At 53.7% G+C, this 16,771-nt stretch carries 13 protein-coding genes; 3 read left to right on the top strand and 10 right to left on the bottom strand.

Annotation, left to right across the window (positions count from 1 at the left end):
• Nucleotides 1-88 precede the first annotated feature (88 nt).
• The 4 genes from ACYVHB_RS19960 to ACYVHB_RS19945 form a co-directional block, all read right to left on the bottom strand.
• Nucleotides 89-1,390, bottom strand: a complete 1,302-nt coding sequence (locus tag ACYVHB_RS19960; RefSeq protein ID WP_461053541.1) for a tetratricopeptide repeat protein — start codon at nt 1,388-1,390, stop codon at nt 89-91.
• A gap of 4 nt (nt 1,391-1,394) precedes the next feature.
• Entirely contained in the window at nt 1,395-2,297 is a 903-nt protein-coding gene (locus ACYVHB_RS19955; RefSeq protein WP_461053540.1) for a class I SAM-dependent methyltransferase, read from the bottom strand.
• 68 nt (nt 2,298-2,365) lie between these two features.
• Nucleotides 2,366-2,800, bottom strand: a complete 435-nt coding sequence (locus ACYVHB_RS19950; RefSeq protein WP_461053539.1) for an EVE domain-containing protein — start codon at nt 2,798-2,800, stop codon at nt 2,366-2,368.
• A gap of 112 nt (nt 2,801-2,912) precedes the next feature.
• Nucleotides 2,913-3,488, bottom strand: coding sequence for a DinB family protein (locus ACYVHB_RS19945; RefSeq protein WP_461053538.1), 576 nt, complete (start codon nt 3,486-3,488; stop codon nt 2,913-2,915).
• A 789-nt stretch (nt 3,489-4,277) separates the two neighbouring features.
• Between ACYVHB_RS19945 and ACYVHB_RS19940 the strand changes: the two genes are divergently transcribed.
• Nucleotides 4,278-4,835, top strand: a complete 558-nt coding sequence (locus ACYVHB_RS19940) for an RNA polymerase sigma factor (RefSeq protein WP_461053537.1) — start codon at nt 4,278-4,280, stop codon at nt 4,833-4,835.
• Between the two features lie 153 nt (nt 4,836-4,988).
• Here the strand turns inward: ACYVHB_RS19940 and ACYVHB_RS19935 are convergent, their stop codons facing one another.
• The 6 genes from ACYVHB_RS19935 to ACYVHB_RS19910 all read right to left on the bottom strand — a co-directional run bounded on the left by ACYVHB_RS19935 (nt 4,989) and on the right by ACYVHB_RS19910 (nt 15,455).
• Nucleotides 4,989-5,591 carry a CAP domain-containing protein gene (locus tag ACYVHB_RS19935; RefSeq protein ID WP_461053536.1) on the bottom strand — a complete coding sequence of 201 codons (603 nt, stop codon included), beginning with the start codon at nt 5,589-5,591 and terminating at the stop codon, nt 4,989-4,991.
• A 158-nt stretch (nt 5,592-5,749) separates the two neighbouring features.
• The gene (locus ACYVHB_RS19930; RefSeq protein ID WP_461053535.1) at nt 5,750-6,442 is read right to left on the bottom strand and encodes a SanA/YdcF family protein; all 693 of its coding nucleotides are present in this window, start codon (nt 6,440-6,442) and stop codon (nt 5,750-5,752) included.
• A gap of 165 nt (nt 6,443-6,607) precedes the next feature.
• Nucleotides 6,608-9,337, bottom strand: coding sequence for a DNA gyrase/topoisomerase IV subunit A (locus ACYVHB_RS19925; RefSeq protein WP_461053534.1), 2,730 nt, complete (start codon nt 9,335-9,337; stop codon nt 6,608-6,610).
• A 185-nt stretch (nt 9,338-9,522) separates the two neighbouring features.
• Complete coding sequence (locus tag ACYVHB_RS19920) at nt 9,523-10,455, bottom strand: D-2-hydroxyacid dehydrogenase (protein ID WP_461053533.1); 933 nt, start codon at nt 10,453-10,455, stop codon at nt 9,523-9,525.
• A 208-nt stretch (nt 10,456-10,663) separates the two neighbouring features.
• The gene (locus ACYVHB_RS19915) at nt 10,664-12,319 is read right to left on the bottom strand and encodes a RagB/SusD family nutrient uptake outer membrane protein (RefSeq protein ID WP_461053532.1); all 1,656 of its coding nucleotides are present in this window, start codon (nt 12,317-12,319) and stop codon (nt 10,664-10,666) included.
• Between the two features lie 7 nt (nt 12,320-12,326).
• A complete protein-coding gene (locus tag ACYVHB_RS19910; RefSeq protein ID WP_461053531.1) occupies nt 12,327-15,455 on the bottom strand; it encodes a SusC/RagA family TonB-linked outer membrane protein in 3,129 nt (1,042 codons plus the stop codon).
• A gap of 300 nt (nt 15,456-15,755) precedes the next feature.
• On the opposite strand from ACYVHB_RS19910, the gene ACYVHB_RS19905 reads away from it, so the two are divergent.
• Together ACYVHB_RS19905 and ACYVHB_RS19900 are read left to right on the top strand one after the other, a co-directional pair.
• Nucleotides 15,756-16,166: an MFS transporter gene (locus ACYVHB_RS19905; protein ID WP_461053530.1), complete on the top strand. Its 411-nt coding sequence runs from the start codon at nt 15,756-15,758 to the stop codon at nt 16,164-16,166.
• A gap of 11 nt (nt 16,167-16,177) precedes the next feature.
• Nucleotides 16,178-16,732 carry a hypothetical protein gene (locus ACYVHB_RS19900; protein ID WP_461053529.1) on the top strand — a complete coding sequence of 185 codons (555 nt, stop codon included), beginning with the start codon at nt 16,178-16,180 and terminating at the stop codon, nt 16,730-16,732.
• Nucleotides 16,733-16,771 lie beyond the last annotated feature (39 nt).

Raw genomic sequence — 16,771 nt, 5'->3', positions numbered from 1 at the left:
TACAACTGTACGTCACTTGTTTTAATGAATAATGCAAAATGAGTAGTGAAACGGGTGGCATTATGCATTGTACATTATTCATTACATACTAATTCTGTCCAATCGGCCTGACGGCTCGCCGGAGCGAGTCGCTTTCGCCGGTGAGCACCCGCGCTTTAGGCTGGATCGTTGAAATCCTGACACGGGTGGTGTCGAGTACGGACCGGCTTCGCGTTGAGGTCAATGGCTCGGCTGGAGCATCCGGCAAAAATAAGGAGTTATACGGGTTTTTCGCGTATCGTCGCCGGTCGGACCGCCACAATCCGGCGGCAGCCTGCCGGTCGGCCGGGCTCTGTTGGACGGCTTTAGTGTAGGCAGCAATCGCCAGGTCATATTGTCCCATCTGCTCGTGGCAATAGCCGAGGTACGTGTCGATGCGCGGAAACTGGGGCCGAAGTTGCTGCACTCGCTCATAGTTGCTTAAGGCCGTGTAATAGTTTCGGTACTTTTGATTAATCAGCCCCATCTGAAAGTAAGCCTGATAGTACGTAGGCTGAACGGTCACCGCCTGCTGGTAATACGTCATGGCGCTGTCAATCTGCCCGGTCGTGTGATAAATAAGGCCCCGGCCGTAGTTGAGCCGGGCGTTGGCCGGAAAGTACCGCAACGCCTGCCCGTTATAAGCCAGTGCCGAAGCGGCATCACCCGCTGTCCGATAGATCGACGCCAATTGATTATACGTCTCCAAGTAACGCGGCTTCAATCGAAGCGATTGCTGATACAGCGCCAGTGCCTCAGCCGTGTCGCCCTGCTTGGCGGCCATTAATCCATTAAAAAAATACGCTTCGCCGTCGTAAGGGGCCATTTGAAGGGCACGGGCCACGTAAAGCCGGGCCTTGTCGAACTGATTTTGCTGCTGGAGTAAATCACCCTGCAAGGTGTACAACTCGGGGGTGTCGACACCCAAAATCTCGGCGCGTTGTGCATTCACGAGCGCCTTGTCGGGCCGTTGCAACGCGCGTAGAATCTGGGCGCGGGTGAGGTAATATGAACCGGCATTATCGTTTCGGCTGATGGCTTCGTCAATATCGGTCAGCGCGTCGCTTACTCGTCCCATTCTCAGTAAAATTGCGGCCCGCTTGGCATAAGCCGATGCCGGAGCCGACTCATTGATGGACCGCGTCAGCGCACGCAGTGCCCCCGCCGTCCGGCTGCTGTCGCCCGGCTTTGGATAGTCCGGGATGCGGGCCGTCTGCCGGTTGTCGTTGCCGCAGGCGAAAAGAATGAGTGAAAGAGTAAATAAGTGAATGCGTGAATGAGTGAATGAGCAGGACCGGCTACGTTTCGCTTCCTTGTTCTTTCGCTCCGCTTCGGCGATCCGATTCACTCTTTCGCTCTTTTGCTCTTTCATAACCTTACAAAGGTACGGACGCGAACCGGTAAAAGACCCCCAGCGGCAACCGTTTTTGCCGATTGTCGCTCATGAACAACTCGCCCCATTCAGCATTTGGCACCGCGCCGAATATTTGCTCAATTAGGTTTTCGAGAATGAGCGCGGAGAATCCAAGCGAATACAAATTAATGATAAAAAAGAAATCATCGCCGTCGAGCAGATCAGCGCAGGACCTGAGCAGGTCGCTGAGGTGCTCTTCGAGCACCCACTTTTCACCATCGGGGCCGCGACCGTAGGCGGGCGGGTCGAGGATGATACCATTGTAGCGGTTGCCCCGGCGCACCTCCCGCCGAACGAACTTTGTGGCGTCTTCGACCACCCAGCGGATGTTGTCCAATTCACTATGATCCATGTTTTCCCGCGCCCAGCTAATAACGGGCTTCACCGCATCGACGTGCGTAACCTGGGCACCGGCCTGCCGGGCGGCCAGAGAAGCACCACCCGTGTAGGCAAACAGGTTAAGCACCTTTGGTTGAGTCGGTAAATGACCGGGGGCGGTCATTTTTTTCACTTTATCATATATATACGTCCAGTTATCGGCCTGTTCGGGAAACAGACCCACGTGTTTGAACGATGTCAGTGCGAGTTTGAAGGTAAGTTTAAGCCCCTCCTGCCGAAACGATACGTACCACGGGTCGCGCATGTCAGGCGTGGTTTGCCAGTCTCCCCGCTCAGGCGACTGCCGGTCGCGCTGAAACCGGGCGTGAGTGCGTTGCGTCCACTCGTCGTCGGACAGTGACTTGTTCCAGATAGCCTGCGGTTCGGGCCGGGTCAATATAAACTCGCCGAAGCGTTCGAGCTTCTGAAATCCGCCCGAATCGATCAGTTCATAATCGGACCAGGGCGCGGGGGTGATTAATATCATCAATGGATAATGGATAATGAGTAATGAACAATACATAGGCAGAGCCATCGCACATTGTTCATTACTCATTATCCATTTATAGTGGTTCCCATTTGGAGAATAAGCTCGAACTCATCGGGCCGAATTGACATCACCGACAGGCGGGACTGCCGGATGAGGGCAATGTTGGCCAAGAGCGGCTCAGTCTTAATCCGGCGTAGTAAAACCGGCTTTTCGAGCAACATCACCGGCTCCAGTTCCACGGCTACCCACCGCGTTGGCGTTGTGCTGAGTTCAACGGCTACCGTTGGGTCGGGATACGCTTCCCGAACGACCTTGGCCAATCCAACAACCGCCGGATTGATTACACTGTGGTAAAACAATACCTGATCGCCCGTGCGCATGGCATTCAGGTTATTACGGGCCTGGTAGTTACGGACACCGTCCCACACGGCGCGACCCTGCCGGGTGAACTCGTGCCACCCGTATGTATCGGGTTCGGATTTGACGAGCCAGTAGTTCAAAGATAGTTGGTGAGTCTATGAATTGGTCAGTCAATCAGGTAGTGAGTAAATTAGGCGGTCCGTAAAACTGGCGTCAGCACTGATTAACTCATCGACTACCTGACTGACCAACTCAATAATAATCGTCCTGTTCCTGATTGCCGCCGAAAGGTGAGCCGTATTCATCTTCGTCGGAGTCGGCAAAACGCGAACCGGCCGTTTTAAACGACAGTGCTTTCTTTAGGATCATGATCTGGCCCGTGTGGTACATATCATGGTTGATAATGCCATGAAGCATATCATAGTACGTATAATCCCGGCCGGGTACGATGTCTTCCAGAAACTCATCGTCGTCGCGTTTATCGAGTTCATTGATGAGTTCCTCCTGACTCAGGCTTAACTCAATTTCGAGGGCTTCCCACTCAAAATCGTCGATTTTGTCGGGTAATGCTCCGAAGTCTTTCGCAGGGGTTGTAATATCAAAGTCGACGTCGCCCTGCATTTTTTTGACGCAGAAAATGCGCCAGCTCGTCATATGAAAAATCAGCTCGGCAATGGTGTGGGTATTGGGCGTCGTCCGCCGACCAGCCATATCGGGTGTTACGCCCCGCAGGGCTTCAACCACAGACGGTCCGTGCCAGGCTTCTTCGCTCTCGTAGGTTGTATTAAGCAGATCAATAATACGGATAAGTTCGTCGTTCGGAACCATAATCTTTGTTCGTTTACTGTCCGTTCCTACCTGACGTCAACAGACAGTAAACCAATTTTATAGTGTACAGGCGCTGTGTTTGCGTTTGAACCCTACCCCTCGTTTCAACAGCAGTTCGTTACTATCGCAGGCAACCGGTCACGGTACGCCGTTGCCACATAACACGAATACAGGTGACAACATGGCTGCTTTTGAGGACTTATTGCACTTCATCGATTGACTCGGTGGCAGGACCAGGAATTTTCAGCAAATGTAAGTCAATATTGATCGGTTCCGAAAAATAAGCGCAATTGCGCGTGATCGTGTGCTATTTGAAGACATTACAAAGCGTCGGCTCGTTTATGAGCACATACATGAAGGGGACAGAATGGACGACCATCAACCATCATTTTTTATCAATACAAACCGCATCTGTAGTTAATTTAATTAAGACGCAATCCGTCAACATCTAATTTCCAATTTATAATTTCGAGTGTCATTAACCTACTACATCAACGTACATAATTTGCTTATTATCGCATGAATATAAGAGCACATATACCGAATAATAAATACTCAATAGAAGAATTGAATCCGTTCCGATATTCACAAATTGTAACCAGCAAGCGAAAGATAAATTGCAACGTTCTGATTTATAACGTGTTAAATAAATTATTTTAAGTGTAAAATGAATGGCGTGATTTATCTACATAAATCATAATAAGTAAACAAAAACCTTGTTAATAACGAATTTCAGTTAATGTAATAAGTCTTTAATAGCTAACTCAAACATAAACGAGGGACTGAATTATGTCTACGCACCATCAGTTGAATGACGAAGAATTAATTAAAATGTATTTAAATACGCAACAAAATAATTACTTCGAAGTCTTGTATGATCGATACGTAAATAAGGTTTATAACCGATGCCTGTCGCTAACCAAAGACGCATTCCGGGCGGAAGATTATACCCACGATATTTTTTTGCGGGTATATGGTAATTTGGGCAAATTCAAGGAGCATTCCGCTTTCTCAACCTGGCTCTATTCCATCTCCTACAATTACTGCATGGATCAACTGCGCTCGGCGAATCGAAACGTTACCGTCTCGCTCACCGATCAACATGAGCATACATTGACCGAATCAGGTGAGCATGATGTGATCGATGGGCAACTTCAACAGTTGGCCCTGGTGATGAATGCGATCACACCCGAAGAAACACGTATGTTGCTACTGAAATACGAAGAAGGTCTCGACATCAGGACCATAGCTCAGCAACTTTCGCTGAACGACAGCGCTGTAAAGATGCGTTTGAAGCGGACCCGTGATAAAATTCGCCGACTCTACAGCCAGCAACGTCTGTCGTAGTTTATCGCCACTAAATCAATAGATTACAATACCCCCAATATTATTAGAATACAGAACGGGTCAGATGCTTATCTGCTCGCTAAACCGTCGTGTCGTCCGGTTTAGCGAGCAGATAAGCATCTGACCCGTTAATTAAATTTATACGCGGGAAGATTAACGCTTCGCGCCGAAGTCCGTAACCCAGTAGTGACCATAAGTACTGCTGGCGGAGTACCCATAACCCACACCTACATCCTTGAAATTAGGACTCATAATGTTTTTGCAGTGCCCCGGCGACCGCAGCCAGCCATCCACTACAGCGCGGGTCGTCGAATAGCCAGCCGCTATGTTTTCGCCGGCTGCCCGCCAAATGTAGCCCTCGCGGGTCATGCGGTCCCAAGGTTGAGATCCGTCGCGGCCCGTATGACTAAACCGATTATACGTTGCCATGTCGATGGCGTATTTGTCAGATGCTGCGTTGAGTTGCGCATCGAGCACCAGCGCTGGTACGGCTGGGTAGGTTGCCGTTCCACACTGACACGGCTGCGAACGGGCCTGATTGATAAAGGTCAGCACTTCCTGTTGCTGGATTGAAGTAGCTGCTGCAGCCCGCGCCCCATTTCGCACTGAAGGAACAGCCACAACAGAGCCACCTTCTTTGTAAACCGACGAGGCAACAGGCGCGGGTGTCTGAGCCGTTTCCTTGTCGCTCTGACAGGCCGTTGCTACCCACAGTAGAGCGGCCGTACATGTGAGGTAAAAAATTTTTACAATCATTGCGTTCATTCCGGTAGTAAATCTAATAAACGAAACGCAGTAGAATACCTTTTGTTGTAATATAAAGTATTTATATTACAACAAGTATACTATTAGTCATATATTACAAATATAAAAATTGAATTAATTTACCTAAACACTATTTTTAGGCGAGATCATTATCGCTGCCAATTCCCTTTTTCAGGCTCAGGCCGAAACAAATACACGTCGAGCAATGCGTAAGGCCGGGCAAGGTATTCGCGGATGAGCGTACGAAACGAGTAGCCGTCGGGCACGTCCTGAGCAGCAAACGCAACCGCTTCGACTCCTTCGTGGTTACCGATGTAGAGCGCACGGGCGTTATGAAAATTCTGGGAGATAATCGTGATCTTCTCCTGATTGAACACATCCTTACAGCGCACCACCGAGTCGAATGTGCGGTAACCGGCGTAGTCAAGGGTCATTACCGACGCCGGTACACCCAACTTAACCAGCGCCCGCTGCATATCGGCAGGTTCATTGTAATACTCCGAGTCGTTATTACCGCTCAGAATCAGGTATTTAATTTTTCCTTCTTTCCAAAGCCGGGCCGTGGCTTCCATACGATACCGAAAAAACAAGTTTTCCTTCCCCGTACGGACAAACTTGCTCGTTCCCAGCACTAATCCAACGTCGTTAGCGGGCAGTTGGCGAACGTCGAAATAAATCTGTGCCTCTGTGGTCCGCACAACCCACCAGTTACACGCCAGCACCAGCATTGCTCCGGTGAATACAACCACAATGGTGATTTTGATGGTCCACTTGACCACGCGTACCCTGACCGCTTCGCGGGGCATATCGTCGCTGTAGTCAGTGGCCAATGTTGTATTCATTTACAATCCCGCGTATACACAATGTGTGCTCTTAAAAAGACGTTCTGCCGATAGGCCTACTAATTGAGTCGTTCATGCCGGGGTGTTTATCATGTTTGCAATAGTCAGTCAAACACGATAAACACTCCATCACGCAAACACCTGTACTTTCGGGCGTTGAACCATTCAGGAAAACAAGCCTAATTGCACAGACTCCGTTGCGTCGGCATCGGTAGCCTCCAGGCCGACCGGTTCGTCCACAAATGATGCAACCACGGTCTCACGAACTGAACCGGCGGGCACAACTTTGGGCGTTAGTAATTTAACCTCTTTTACTTTTGCAAATGGCAATTTGCTGCCCAACGCTTTCCAGCCACGCACGTCAATAAATCCTTCTGGTTCCAGCACCATCTTTTCGAAAGGTCCCCGATCTTTCGCCTGATGCACGACCTCAATACGCGGATGGCGGTCGGCGGTAACGGCCAGCGACTTCGACCCTTTTCCGTCGCCGATGAAGCTGAACTTCTTGTCGAGCGAGGTAGTCTCGACCTTAAATCGCTTCACATACCACGCCTTCTGATTCGCTTCGTAATACACTGCCGACAGAACCGTCTCGGGATCAAACTTCATCAGAATAGCCACGTCGTTCGGTTCAAAGCGGTTGGTCAGATCAAACCCGGTTAGTTCATACTGTCCATCCTTATAAACGACTAAGATGCTGTCTTTTGCATCGAAGTTACCCAGCAGTTTTCCCCGCTCGTCCCGGTTAAGCCGCCCCAGGTGGTCGTCGTACCAGATGTCGACCCCGCCCAATGTCGAAACACCGCCCGACTTCTGGGTAATTTTCCGGACCGGGTACTTCGTCAGGATGTTGCCCTGCGCCGACCGCCCTTTGATCGCCACCGACGCAAAATCAAAATCGAACTGCTTGATTTTGGCCGAACTTTGCGCCGTCAGATTGATCGTGATCACTTCGGCTTCCCCATTGTCATTGGCGCTGAAATAAGTCAGTTTCGACTTCGGGTTGCCCATCGTCAGGTCATACTCGCGGTCGCGGGTGACGCCCGTAACGGGGAACCGTTTGGCCATCGAAATGCCCGACTTCCCGTCTAAGTACACCATATTATATATTTTGCGCTCATCGGCTTTCTTGAACACCGAAACGTGTACAATATCCTTGCCGACAAATACTTTCTCCTGCACCTTCGTGACCACGCAGGTACCGTCGCGCCGGAACACGATGATATCGTCGATATCGGAGCAGTCGCTCACATATTCATCTTTCTTCAGCCCATAGCCAATAAAACCACTTTCGCGGTCCACGTACAGTTTCTGGTTGGCAGCCGCTACTACGCTGGCGGCAATGGTGTTGAACGCCCGGATTTCGGTTTTGCGCTCCCGCCCCTTGCCGTACTTCTTTTGCAGGTCTTTATAGTACGCAATAGCGAAGCGGGTGATGTTGGCTAAGTTGTCCTCGGTTTCGGACAGTTCCTGCTCTAACCGACGCATTAATTCCTCGGCCTTGAAGCCGTCGTACTTCGAGATTCGCTTGATCTTGATCTCGGTCAGGCGGATGATGTCGTCTTCCGTGATTTCGCGGTAAAACAGTTTACGATGCGGTTTCAGTGCCTTGTCGATGGTGGCAATGACGGCCTCAAACGTCTCGCACTCTTCGATCTTGCGGTAAATCCGGTTCTCAATAAAAATCTTTTCGAGCGAACTGTATAACAGCCGCTCCATCAATTCGCTCCGCTTGATTTCGAGTTCACGTTGCAACAGATGCACCGTCTGATGCGTGTTGACGCGCAGAATATCGCTGACGCTGACAAAGTGCGGCTTGTCGCCAATAATGACGCAGGCGTTGGGCGAAATGCTCACCTCGCAGTCTGTAAACGCGTAGAGCGCGTCGATGGTCACGTCGGGGGAGACACCCGGCTGCAAATGCACTAAGATCTCAACATCTTTAGCGGTATTGTCGACTACGGCGGCTACGTTCCGGCTCGGTGCTTTGATACGGATTTTGCCCAGTTCAGCCGCTTTCACGATGGAGTCGATCAGTTGCGGAGTCGTTATTCCAAACGGCACGTCGCGAATGGCGAGCGTTTTCTTGTCGACCTCTTCGATTTTGGCCCGCACCCGTACTTTGCCACCCCGGTGACCGTCGTTGTAATTGCTGACGTCGATGTGGCCCCCCGTCTGAAAATCGGGAAAGAGCGACACCGGTTTATCCTTCAGAATATTGATCGACGCGTCGATCAGTTCGTTGAAGTTGTGAGGCAGAATCTTGGTCGATAGACCCACGGCAATACCTTCGACGCCCTGCGCCAGCAGCAGCGGAAACTTAACGGGCAGCGTGACGGGTTCCCGCTTGCGGCCGTCGTACGACAGTTGCCACTCGGTGGTCTTGTCGTTATATACGGCATCCTGGGCAAACTTGGAGAGTCGTACTTCAATGTATCGGGGCGCAGCAGCCCCATCGCCCGTACGAACATCGCCCCAACTGCCCTGCGTGTCGAACAGCAGTTCTTTCTGCCCAATGTTTACGAGCGCTTCGCCAATGGACGCATCGCCGTGGGGGTGAAACTGCATGGTCTGGCCAATGACATTAGCCACTTTGTTGAACCGGCCATCGTCCATCTCGCGCAGGGCGTGCAGAATCCGGCGCTGAACGGGCTTCAGACCATCTTCAACGGCGGGCACGGCCCGTTCGAGGATAACGTAGGATGCGTAATCGAGGAAGTACGTTTCATATAAACCCGACACAACGGTCTGGTCGTGCAGAACTTCGGTAACGGTATCAATCGGTAGTTCATCGGGTTGGGTGGCGTCGATTGGCTCCGTATCGTCGGCCGTTCCGTCGGCTGAAGATGGCTGGAGATCGTCGTCCATCGGTTCCCCATTCTCGTCGTTCATCATGAATTGCTGTGGAACTATTTCAGTAAAAAAACAGGCGGGCCAGCCATCCGTACGCGGTACAAATCGGCTCCTTAAAGATACAAAAAAAAGGCGAATCAAGTGCTGATTTGGCCGTTTTTGTGCAGTTGGCGGAATAAAACGGGATCCCAAAAAAGCCCAACTGGTTTCTAACCAAACCCGCTCACTCAATACCCCCGCCCCAGCACCACCGCATTTTCAAGCGGCTTGCCCGCCATAAATAAGTCCAGATTCTTGAGAAACTGCGCTGCTTTTCCGGCGTCTTCGTCGGGCTGTCCGCCCCCCGTGTGCTGGGTGAGTAGGACGTTCGGCAGCGTCCAGAGCGGGCTGTCTGCGGGCAGCGGTTCGGTCGCGGTTACGTCTAAGACGGCCCCGCCAAGCCCACCCGACTGAAGGGCCGCGATCAGAGCCGGTTCGTCGGTGGTGGTGCCCCGCCCCACGTTGGCGTAAACGCTGCCGGGTTGCATGGCCGCGATCAGATCGGCCGAGAAGAAGCCCGCTGCCGTACCGGGCAGGCAATTGACAACGATGTCGGTTTGGGGTAATACGGCTTTGAGTTCATCGGCCGAGTGCAACTCCGCCTGCGGATCGGTGCGGGCGAGCATGGTCACGTTGCACTCAAAGCCGGTTAGCATTTGCCGCACCGCCTGCCCGATGGTGCCGGTGCCAAGGATGACCACGCGTTTATGGCGCAGCAAACCCGTCCGGGCGCGGAGTGGTGCACCCACCCACTGCTGTTGGTTTTGGAGCAAAGTCAGTTCGGGAATACGCCGATAAAGCGCCAGTAACCCCGCCACCATCGTTTCAGCGCAGGGCCAGGCATAATAATCGCCCATGTTAGCCACCTGTGCCGTTGTCTGAATAGCCTTGTAGCCATCGAAACCCGCCGAATCGAGTTGCCAGAACTTCAGGTTGGGCAGCGGTTCACTGAACCAGGTCAGGGGCGGATTACCCAGAATGATATGGGCAGATTGACACGCGGCCCGCTGCTCCGGTTCGGGCAATTCCCGCCGAAATACGGTTACGATCTCTGGCGGGAGTTGCTGCCGAAGCGCGGTTTTGTGGGCGTCGTTGAGGGCGATATTAACAAACAGGTTCATGTCCTCTCTACGCAAAAACAGCCCAGTTGGTTGCGTAAAATTGACTTTTCGGCCCGTTTTACCAAACACTATAAAGCTGATTACGTTAGGATTTCTCACCGATTTACGCTGATTTAAGGCGCAGGTCCTCGCAGAAATTGAGTGAAATCGGCGAGGACCTGCGCCTTAAATCAGCGTAAATCGGTGAGAAATCCTAATTCACGGCAACCTAAAACCCCGGATTCTGCTGCAAGTTCGGGTTAGCCTGGGTTTCCTTGAGCGGAATGGGCAGGAAATAATTACGATCGCCAAACCGGCGTTCCTGCACAGTCTGGTAATTATAACGCAGCGTTCCGGCTGCATCTTTGGTCACGGTAACGCCCCGTACCGGCAGGTTCTCGGTCGCGCTGGCAATTCGCCACCGACGCACATCGTAATACCGGTGCTCTTCGTAGGCCAGTTCGACCTGCCGTTCGCGCCGGATTCGCTCCCGCATTTGCGCCTGGGTCAAGCCCGTAGGCAGGGCGGGCATTGACACGCGGGCACGGAGTTGATTGACGGCGTCATACACACTGGCATCGGGTCCGGTGGCTTCGTTCTGCGCTTCGGCATAGTTGAGCAGCAATTCTCCCAGCCGGAAGTAAATCCACGGGGCGGGTGAGCCGTTGGCGTCGCCCAGCCCCCGACTTTCCGTGATGAATTTACGCAGGTAATAACCCGTCAGCGTGGTGTTGAAGGCTTCCGGCCCGTCGGGACCGTCCAAACCGCCCGGCTGGAAAACCTGAACCATGCGGCCCCGGTAGGGTGCGCCGTTGAAGAGCACCGTCGCGTAGAAACGCGGGTCCCGGTTGACGTACGGATTCTGCGGGTCATACCCTGAAGTAGCCTCCGTAATGGATTGGCCATCCATCGTTTCGTAAGCGTCCACCAAGTTCTGCGTGGGCAGGTTGCCACCCCAGCCGCCGTATCCGTTGGGGCCATTCCACCGCTCTAAGTTCAGGTAACTATCGCCCTGCTGCGTTTCAATGCGGTTGAAAATGATTTCGGCGTTGTTGGCCGTCAGGAACAACTGCTGGTAGTTGGGATACAGTTTATATAAGCCGAGGTCTACTACAGCTTTGGCGGCATCGGCCGCAGCCTGCCAACGCGTAGCGTCGTTCATACCGGCATACAAGGGCGAGGCCGCGTATAGCAGCATCCGCGCCTTCAGCGCCAGCGCGGCACCTTTAGTCGCCCGGCCAATGTCGGCGCTGCCGTAGGTGAGCGGCAGCAGGGCGGCTGCTTTGTCGGCTTCGCTCACCACGAAGTTGATGCTTTCGGCGAGGGTGGCCCGCTGAACGGTTCCAAAGTCATCGCCGAGCGCAAACGTTTTGGTAAGCAGGGGTACACCACCGTAGTTACGCACCAGATCGAAGTACCGGAATGTCCGCAGAAACGTCATTTCGCCCGTCAGTTGCCGCCGTTGGGCCGAATCCATCGGCACAGCCCCAATGCGGTCGAAAAACACGTTGGCGTCGCGGATGTAGCGGTAATTTTTGCCCCACGGGTTCATGTTGCCGTTGTACTGACCGGGCTGACTGCTCAGAACAGCGAGGTTGCTGGGGGTGATTTCGCCCTTGTTGATAGCCCACATGCCGTAATCATGGCTGAACATCGACTCGTCCGACGCCGACGCCCACATTAGTTCATCGCCATTCCAGTTGAAACCGAAGCCCAGATCGCGGTATTTCGAGTTGACGTACGTTTGCACTAAGTTCGCATCCGACCAGACCACATCGGACGTGATTCGGTCAACGGGTGCTTTATCTAACAGCTCGTGGCTGCACCCGGCCGCGCTCAGCAGGGCGAGGGTGAGGGTGAGAATTGTGTATATAAACGATTTCATGGAGAGATCAGAATCGGGCGCTAAGGCCAATGTTGTACAATTTCTGTTGGGGATAGAACCAGCCCTGGGCGGAGCCGCCTTCGGGGTCTATGGTTTTGAGCTTGTCGAACGTCAGCAGGTTAAAACCGCTGATGTAGACCTGTAACGATTGAATCTTGACCCTTTCCAACAGTGTTTTGGGCAAGTTATAGCCCAACTGCACGTTCTTGAGCCGCGTGAAAGCCGCGTTCCTGAGCCAGTATGTATTCTGATACACTCCGTTGATACTATTGAGCATTTCGCTGGCCACGCGCGGAAATGAACCGTTCGGGTTGTCGGGTCGCCAGCGGTTGGCCGCGTCCTGCGCGAAAAAATTGCCCGTCGACCCTGATTCCAACAACAGATACTGCGAGACGTGCGCCTGCCCCTGCACCAATATATTGAGGTCCAGCCCGCGCCAGGTCAGGTTGATGGGTACGCCATACACAATTTCGGGGATGTTGTCGTAGCGCGGCCGGATGCGGTCGTTAGCGTCGATGGCCCCGTCACCGTTTACATCTTCGAGCTTAATGTCGCCCGGTCCGGCTCCCAGCACGTGCGGGTACGCGTCTACGTCGGTCTGTGTTTTAAATATTCCGAGACTATTATACAGCAAACCGCCATAGGTGGGGTCGCTGATCGACTGGCCGGTCTGCCGCTGGTAATCGGGCAAACCGGGTATCTCGTCCAGGAATTTTACGCTGTTGCGGGCAAACGTAAAGTTAGTACCCACCGACAGGTTGATGGGATTTCGCGACCCCGACCAGAGCGTGTTGTTGTGCGTAATCTGAAAATCGAATCCGCGATTGGTCAGGCTGCCGAGGTTTTCGTTGGGCAGCACCAGGCCCGTATAGTCCGGCACCGACACGTTCCGGCGAATCAGAATGTCGTTACGGAGCGTGTGAAAATAATCGAACGTCACGCTCAGTTTACCGTCGAACAGGTTGGCGTCCAGCGCAACGTTGGTGGTGCGGGCTTTTTCCCACGTCACGTTCCGGTTGGGTTCACCCGACGCAGTCAGACCCGGCTGCCGCACGGGTGTATCGCCGAAAATATACCCCGGATCGAAGCCAAAGGCGGCTAAGTACTGGTACTGCGGAATGCGGTCGTTGCCCAGCAGCCCGTACGATGCCCGGAACTTCAGACTATTGATAAAGCTGGTTGCCGACCCCTTAAACCACGATTCGTCGGAAATGCGCCAGCCGACAAGAAACGCTGGAAAAAACCCGAACCGGCGCTCTTGGGCAAAGTTTTGCGACCCATCGTAGCGGGCCTGAAACTCGGCTAAATAGCGGTCGTTGTAGTTGTACTGCACCCGTCCGAAGTAGTTCTGCCGCGCCGACGCAAACGGCTGGCCCGTTACGCGGTCGCTTTCGGTGCCCGCAAAGAATTCGGGTATCTGCGTACTGACGAAGCTGCTGCGGTAAGCGCTGAACACGTCGCTTTTGTAGGTACTTTGCTCATAGGCCACGAACCCCGCCAGCCGGTGCGGCCCGAAGGCGCGGTCGTAGTTGAGCCGGGCGTTGAGCGTAATCTGCGTAAGGTTGGTCTGACCCTGCAATAAACCCGGCACGCTTGGCGAATTCACCTGCGGGTCGTATTGGCCGGTCGCCCCGTTGTAGTTGTACGTTGTCCAGGGCACCGACCACTGCTTGTTGAACTGGTACACTTTATCCAAAGCTACGAAGCCGTCGACGGAAAGACCATTCACGAACGGCAGGTTTTCGCGCAGCCGGATGGTCGCGTTGAGGTACGTCCGGCGGTCGCGCTGGTAGCCGAGGGCGTCGGTCACCTGCAACACCGGGTTGCGGCCCTGATCGGTGCCGGAGCCGGGTAACCCATTCGGGTACACGGCGGGCAGCGTTGGGTAGGCCCGCAAGGCGTAGCGGAAAATTCGCCCCGCTGAATCGAGCGGGTAGTTACGGTCTTCCTGACGCCCGTTCAGATCGGCCCCAATGGTCAGGTTTTTGCCCACATTGGCGTCGATATTGGCCCGCAGGCTGTACTGATTGTATTTGGCGGTGCCGTTTTGATAGATGCCGTCCTGAAACAGATTACCGAGCGAGACTAAATACCGCACGTCGTCACTGCCACCACTGACGCCGAGGGTGTGCCGGTGCTGGGGTGCCGCCGACCGCAACACCGTTTTGAGCCAGTTCGTATTGGGGTAGCTGATCGGGTCGGAGCCATTGCGAAACTTCTCAATTTCCTCAGCCGTGTAGCGTTGGTTTAGTCCGCCCGTTGGGTTGGTGTAGTACTGAATTTCGTTGAGAATCTGCGCGTAGGTTGGCGCATCGGCCATCTGGGGCAGCCGTGTGGGCGTCGAAAACCCCTGGTTGAAGTTGTAGGTGACTTGGGGCTTACCTTTCTTACCCCGCCGGGTTGTCACCAAAATCACCCCATTGGCCGCCTGCGCCCCGTAGATAGACGCCGACGCATCTTTGAGAATCGACACGCTTTCAATTTCGTTGGGATCGAGCCGGTCCAGGCCGCCGAGCCGGTTGGCTACGCCGTCGATGACGATGAGCGGATTGGGGTCGCCGAGGGTGCTGCGGCCCCGGATAAAGAACTGGGACCCGTCGCGGCCGGGTTCGCCGGAGCGGTTGAGGGCAATCAGGCCGGGGGTGCGGCCCGCGAGCGAATTGGCGAGGTTGGGCTGCGGACTTTGGACAAGGTCGCGGCCCGATATTTCGGCCACCGCGCCGGTCAGCGTCGAGCGTTTCTGGGTGCCGTAGCCCACGACCACCACTTCGCTGAGCGCCTGCGCATCTTCTTTGAGTTGAATAGAGAAAGAGGTTTGATTGCCGACCGGGATCTCCTGCGTAACGAACCCGACGAAACTGACGGTGATCGTGCTCCTTTGGTCGGGAACGCTGAAGGTGAAGTTACCGTCGACATCGGTGGTAGCGCCCCGCTGGCTACCCTTCTGGAGAATCGTGACACCGGGCAGGCTCTCACCGGTGGTTGTCGTTACTTTGCCGGTGATGGGAATAGCATCGGTTCCGGGAATCGATGGGGTGGCAGCGGGCGCGGTTTGTGCCCGCGCGGGACTGAGACAGAGTACCTGACACGTACAGAGCAGGCACCACAGATACCGGGTGCGTAAAAAAGCAGTCATGCAGTTGGGTAGATTAATTGTTTGCTATATTACTCTATAACTATTATAGATTACCCCTCAACTGCTTGTTTAAGGGAATGTTATGCAAATTTCTGGGTCGAATACAAAGACAAAAAACTCGTCATAAATCTATATTAGCCCTGCATTCGCTCCATAAAACGTTAATTTCCAAAGCAGTAAGGATTCGTAAATAACCCAGACAAGCGCGGGTAATAAAGTAGAGTTAATAGCGTCGGCGAACAAATTTTCGTACAGTCAGTAATTTGATCGACATAGTAGTTTGCTCTCAACTACCGCCAAATGGATCGCCGACTGCTATTGGTGTACGGAATTGTGCTGATCGACGTAGTGTTAGGATCAGCGATTGGGCCGGTGCTGCCGCAGTTTGTCAGCAAGCTAAGTCAGCCGCAGGTGTGGCTGTCGCTGGGTACGGCGCTATTTCTGGGGGTGCAGTTGGTGTCGTCTCCGTTGATTGGTAAGCTCTCCGACTCGCTCGGGCGTCGGCCCCTGATCATCACGTCAACCATTGGAACGTTGCTCGCCAATGCGCTGCCGGTGCGGGCGGGCTTCCTCTTCGCCAACCGTTTTGGCGACGGTCTCACCAACGGCATGTTTGCCACCGCCCGCTCGGCGGTTACCGACTTATCGCCAAAAGATGACATCGTAAAGAATATTGGTTTGGTCGCTGAACGTGAAGCGCCTGTGGATTAAACTGACCGAGAGTGACCAGGCTGGCTCGGCCGGGCCTGCGCTGGTTAGTGATTCTAACGCTGCTGTTCACGCTGGCGCAGGGCTACTACGCCTACGTCAGCACCGGACCGTTGCGCTTTAATTCGACCCAGATTTCGCACTTCTTCGTTTTCTTCGGGGCTACCAGTGCGCTAACCAACTTCGTCTTCTTCAAGTATTTCCTCGACAAAGTTGATAAAAAGAAGATCGTCATCAGCATGGCCATCATCGGGGCGGGGCTGCACGTCGTGTACGCGAATGTCGGGCAATTGGTGTGGTTACTGTACGCAACGGCGGCCGTCGATTCGCTGACGGTGGCGCTGCTGGGTGGGGTGCTTAACGGCTTAGTTGCGCAGCAAACCTCCGACGTACGGTTACGTTTTTATTGGTTCGCGCTGTCGCTGACGGCACTGGCGGTTCTGGCGTTTCGGATTCAGAGCCAGATTCAGGAAGACCCCGCCACCGACGAAGACCCCAGTCTCGACGACATCCGGCCCGACGCAGCCGGACCCGCCGAAATGGCAGATCCCGGTGGAACAACGGCGTGAAGTTGCGTACCTACAGCACGCTGAGCGCACACGCGTCTC

It is taken from the genome of Spirosoma arcticum, from assembly GCF_054779955.1.
The sequence above is the reverse complement of the archived record's forward strand: the minus strand, read 5'-3'. Positions and strand labels throughout refer to the sequence as shown.

Bases quoted from the DNA above. Each gene is read 5' to 3' on its own strand.
- ACYVHB_RS19960 (WP_461053541.1), bottom strand. From the start codon at position 1,390: ATGAAAGAGCAAAAGAGCGAAAGAGTGAATCGGATCGCCGAAGCGGAG.
- ACYVHB_RS19920 (WP_461053533.1), bottom strand. From the start codon at position 10,455: ATGAACCTGTTTGTTAATATCGCCCTCAACGACGCCCACAAAACCGCG.
- ACYVHB_RS19940 (WP_461053537.1), top strand. From the start codon at position 4,278: ATGTCTACGCACCATCAGTTGAATGACGAAGAATTAATTAAAATGTAT.
- ACYVHB_RS19935 (WP_461053536.1), bottom strand. From the start codon at position 5,591: ATGATTGTAAAAATTTTTTACCTCACATGTACGGCCGCTCTACTGTGG.
- ACYVHB_RS19945 (WP_461053538.1), bottom strand. From the start codon at position 3,488: ATGGTTCCGAACGACGAACTTATCCGTATTATTGATCTGCTTAATACA.
- ACYVHB_RS19925 (WP_461053534.1), bottom strand. From the start codon at position 9,337: ATGATGAACGACGAGAATGGGGAACCGATGGACGACGATCTCCAGCCA.
- ACYVHB_RS19955 (WP_461053540.1), bottom strand. From the start codon at position 2,297: ATGATATTAATCACCCCCGCGCCCTGGTCCGATTATGAACTGATCGAT.
- ACYVHB_RS19930 (WP_461053535.1), bottom strand. From the start codon at position 6,442: ATGAATACAACATTGGCCACTGACTACAGCGACGATATGCCCCGCGAA.
- ACYVHB_RS19910 (WP_461053531.1), bottom strand. From the start codon at position 15,455: ATGACTGCTTTTTTACGCACCCGGTATCTGTGGTGCCTGCTCTGTACG.
- ACYVHB_RS19905 (WP_461053530.1), top strand. From the start codon at position 15,756: ATGGATCGCCGACTGCTATTGGTGTACGGAATTGTGCTGATCGACGTA.
- ACYVHB_RS19915 (WP_461053532.1), bottom strand. From the start codon at position 12,319: ATGAAATCGTTTATATACACAATTCTCACCCTCACCCTCGCCCTGCTG.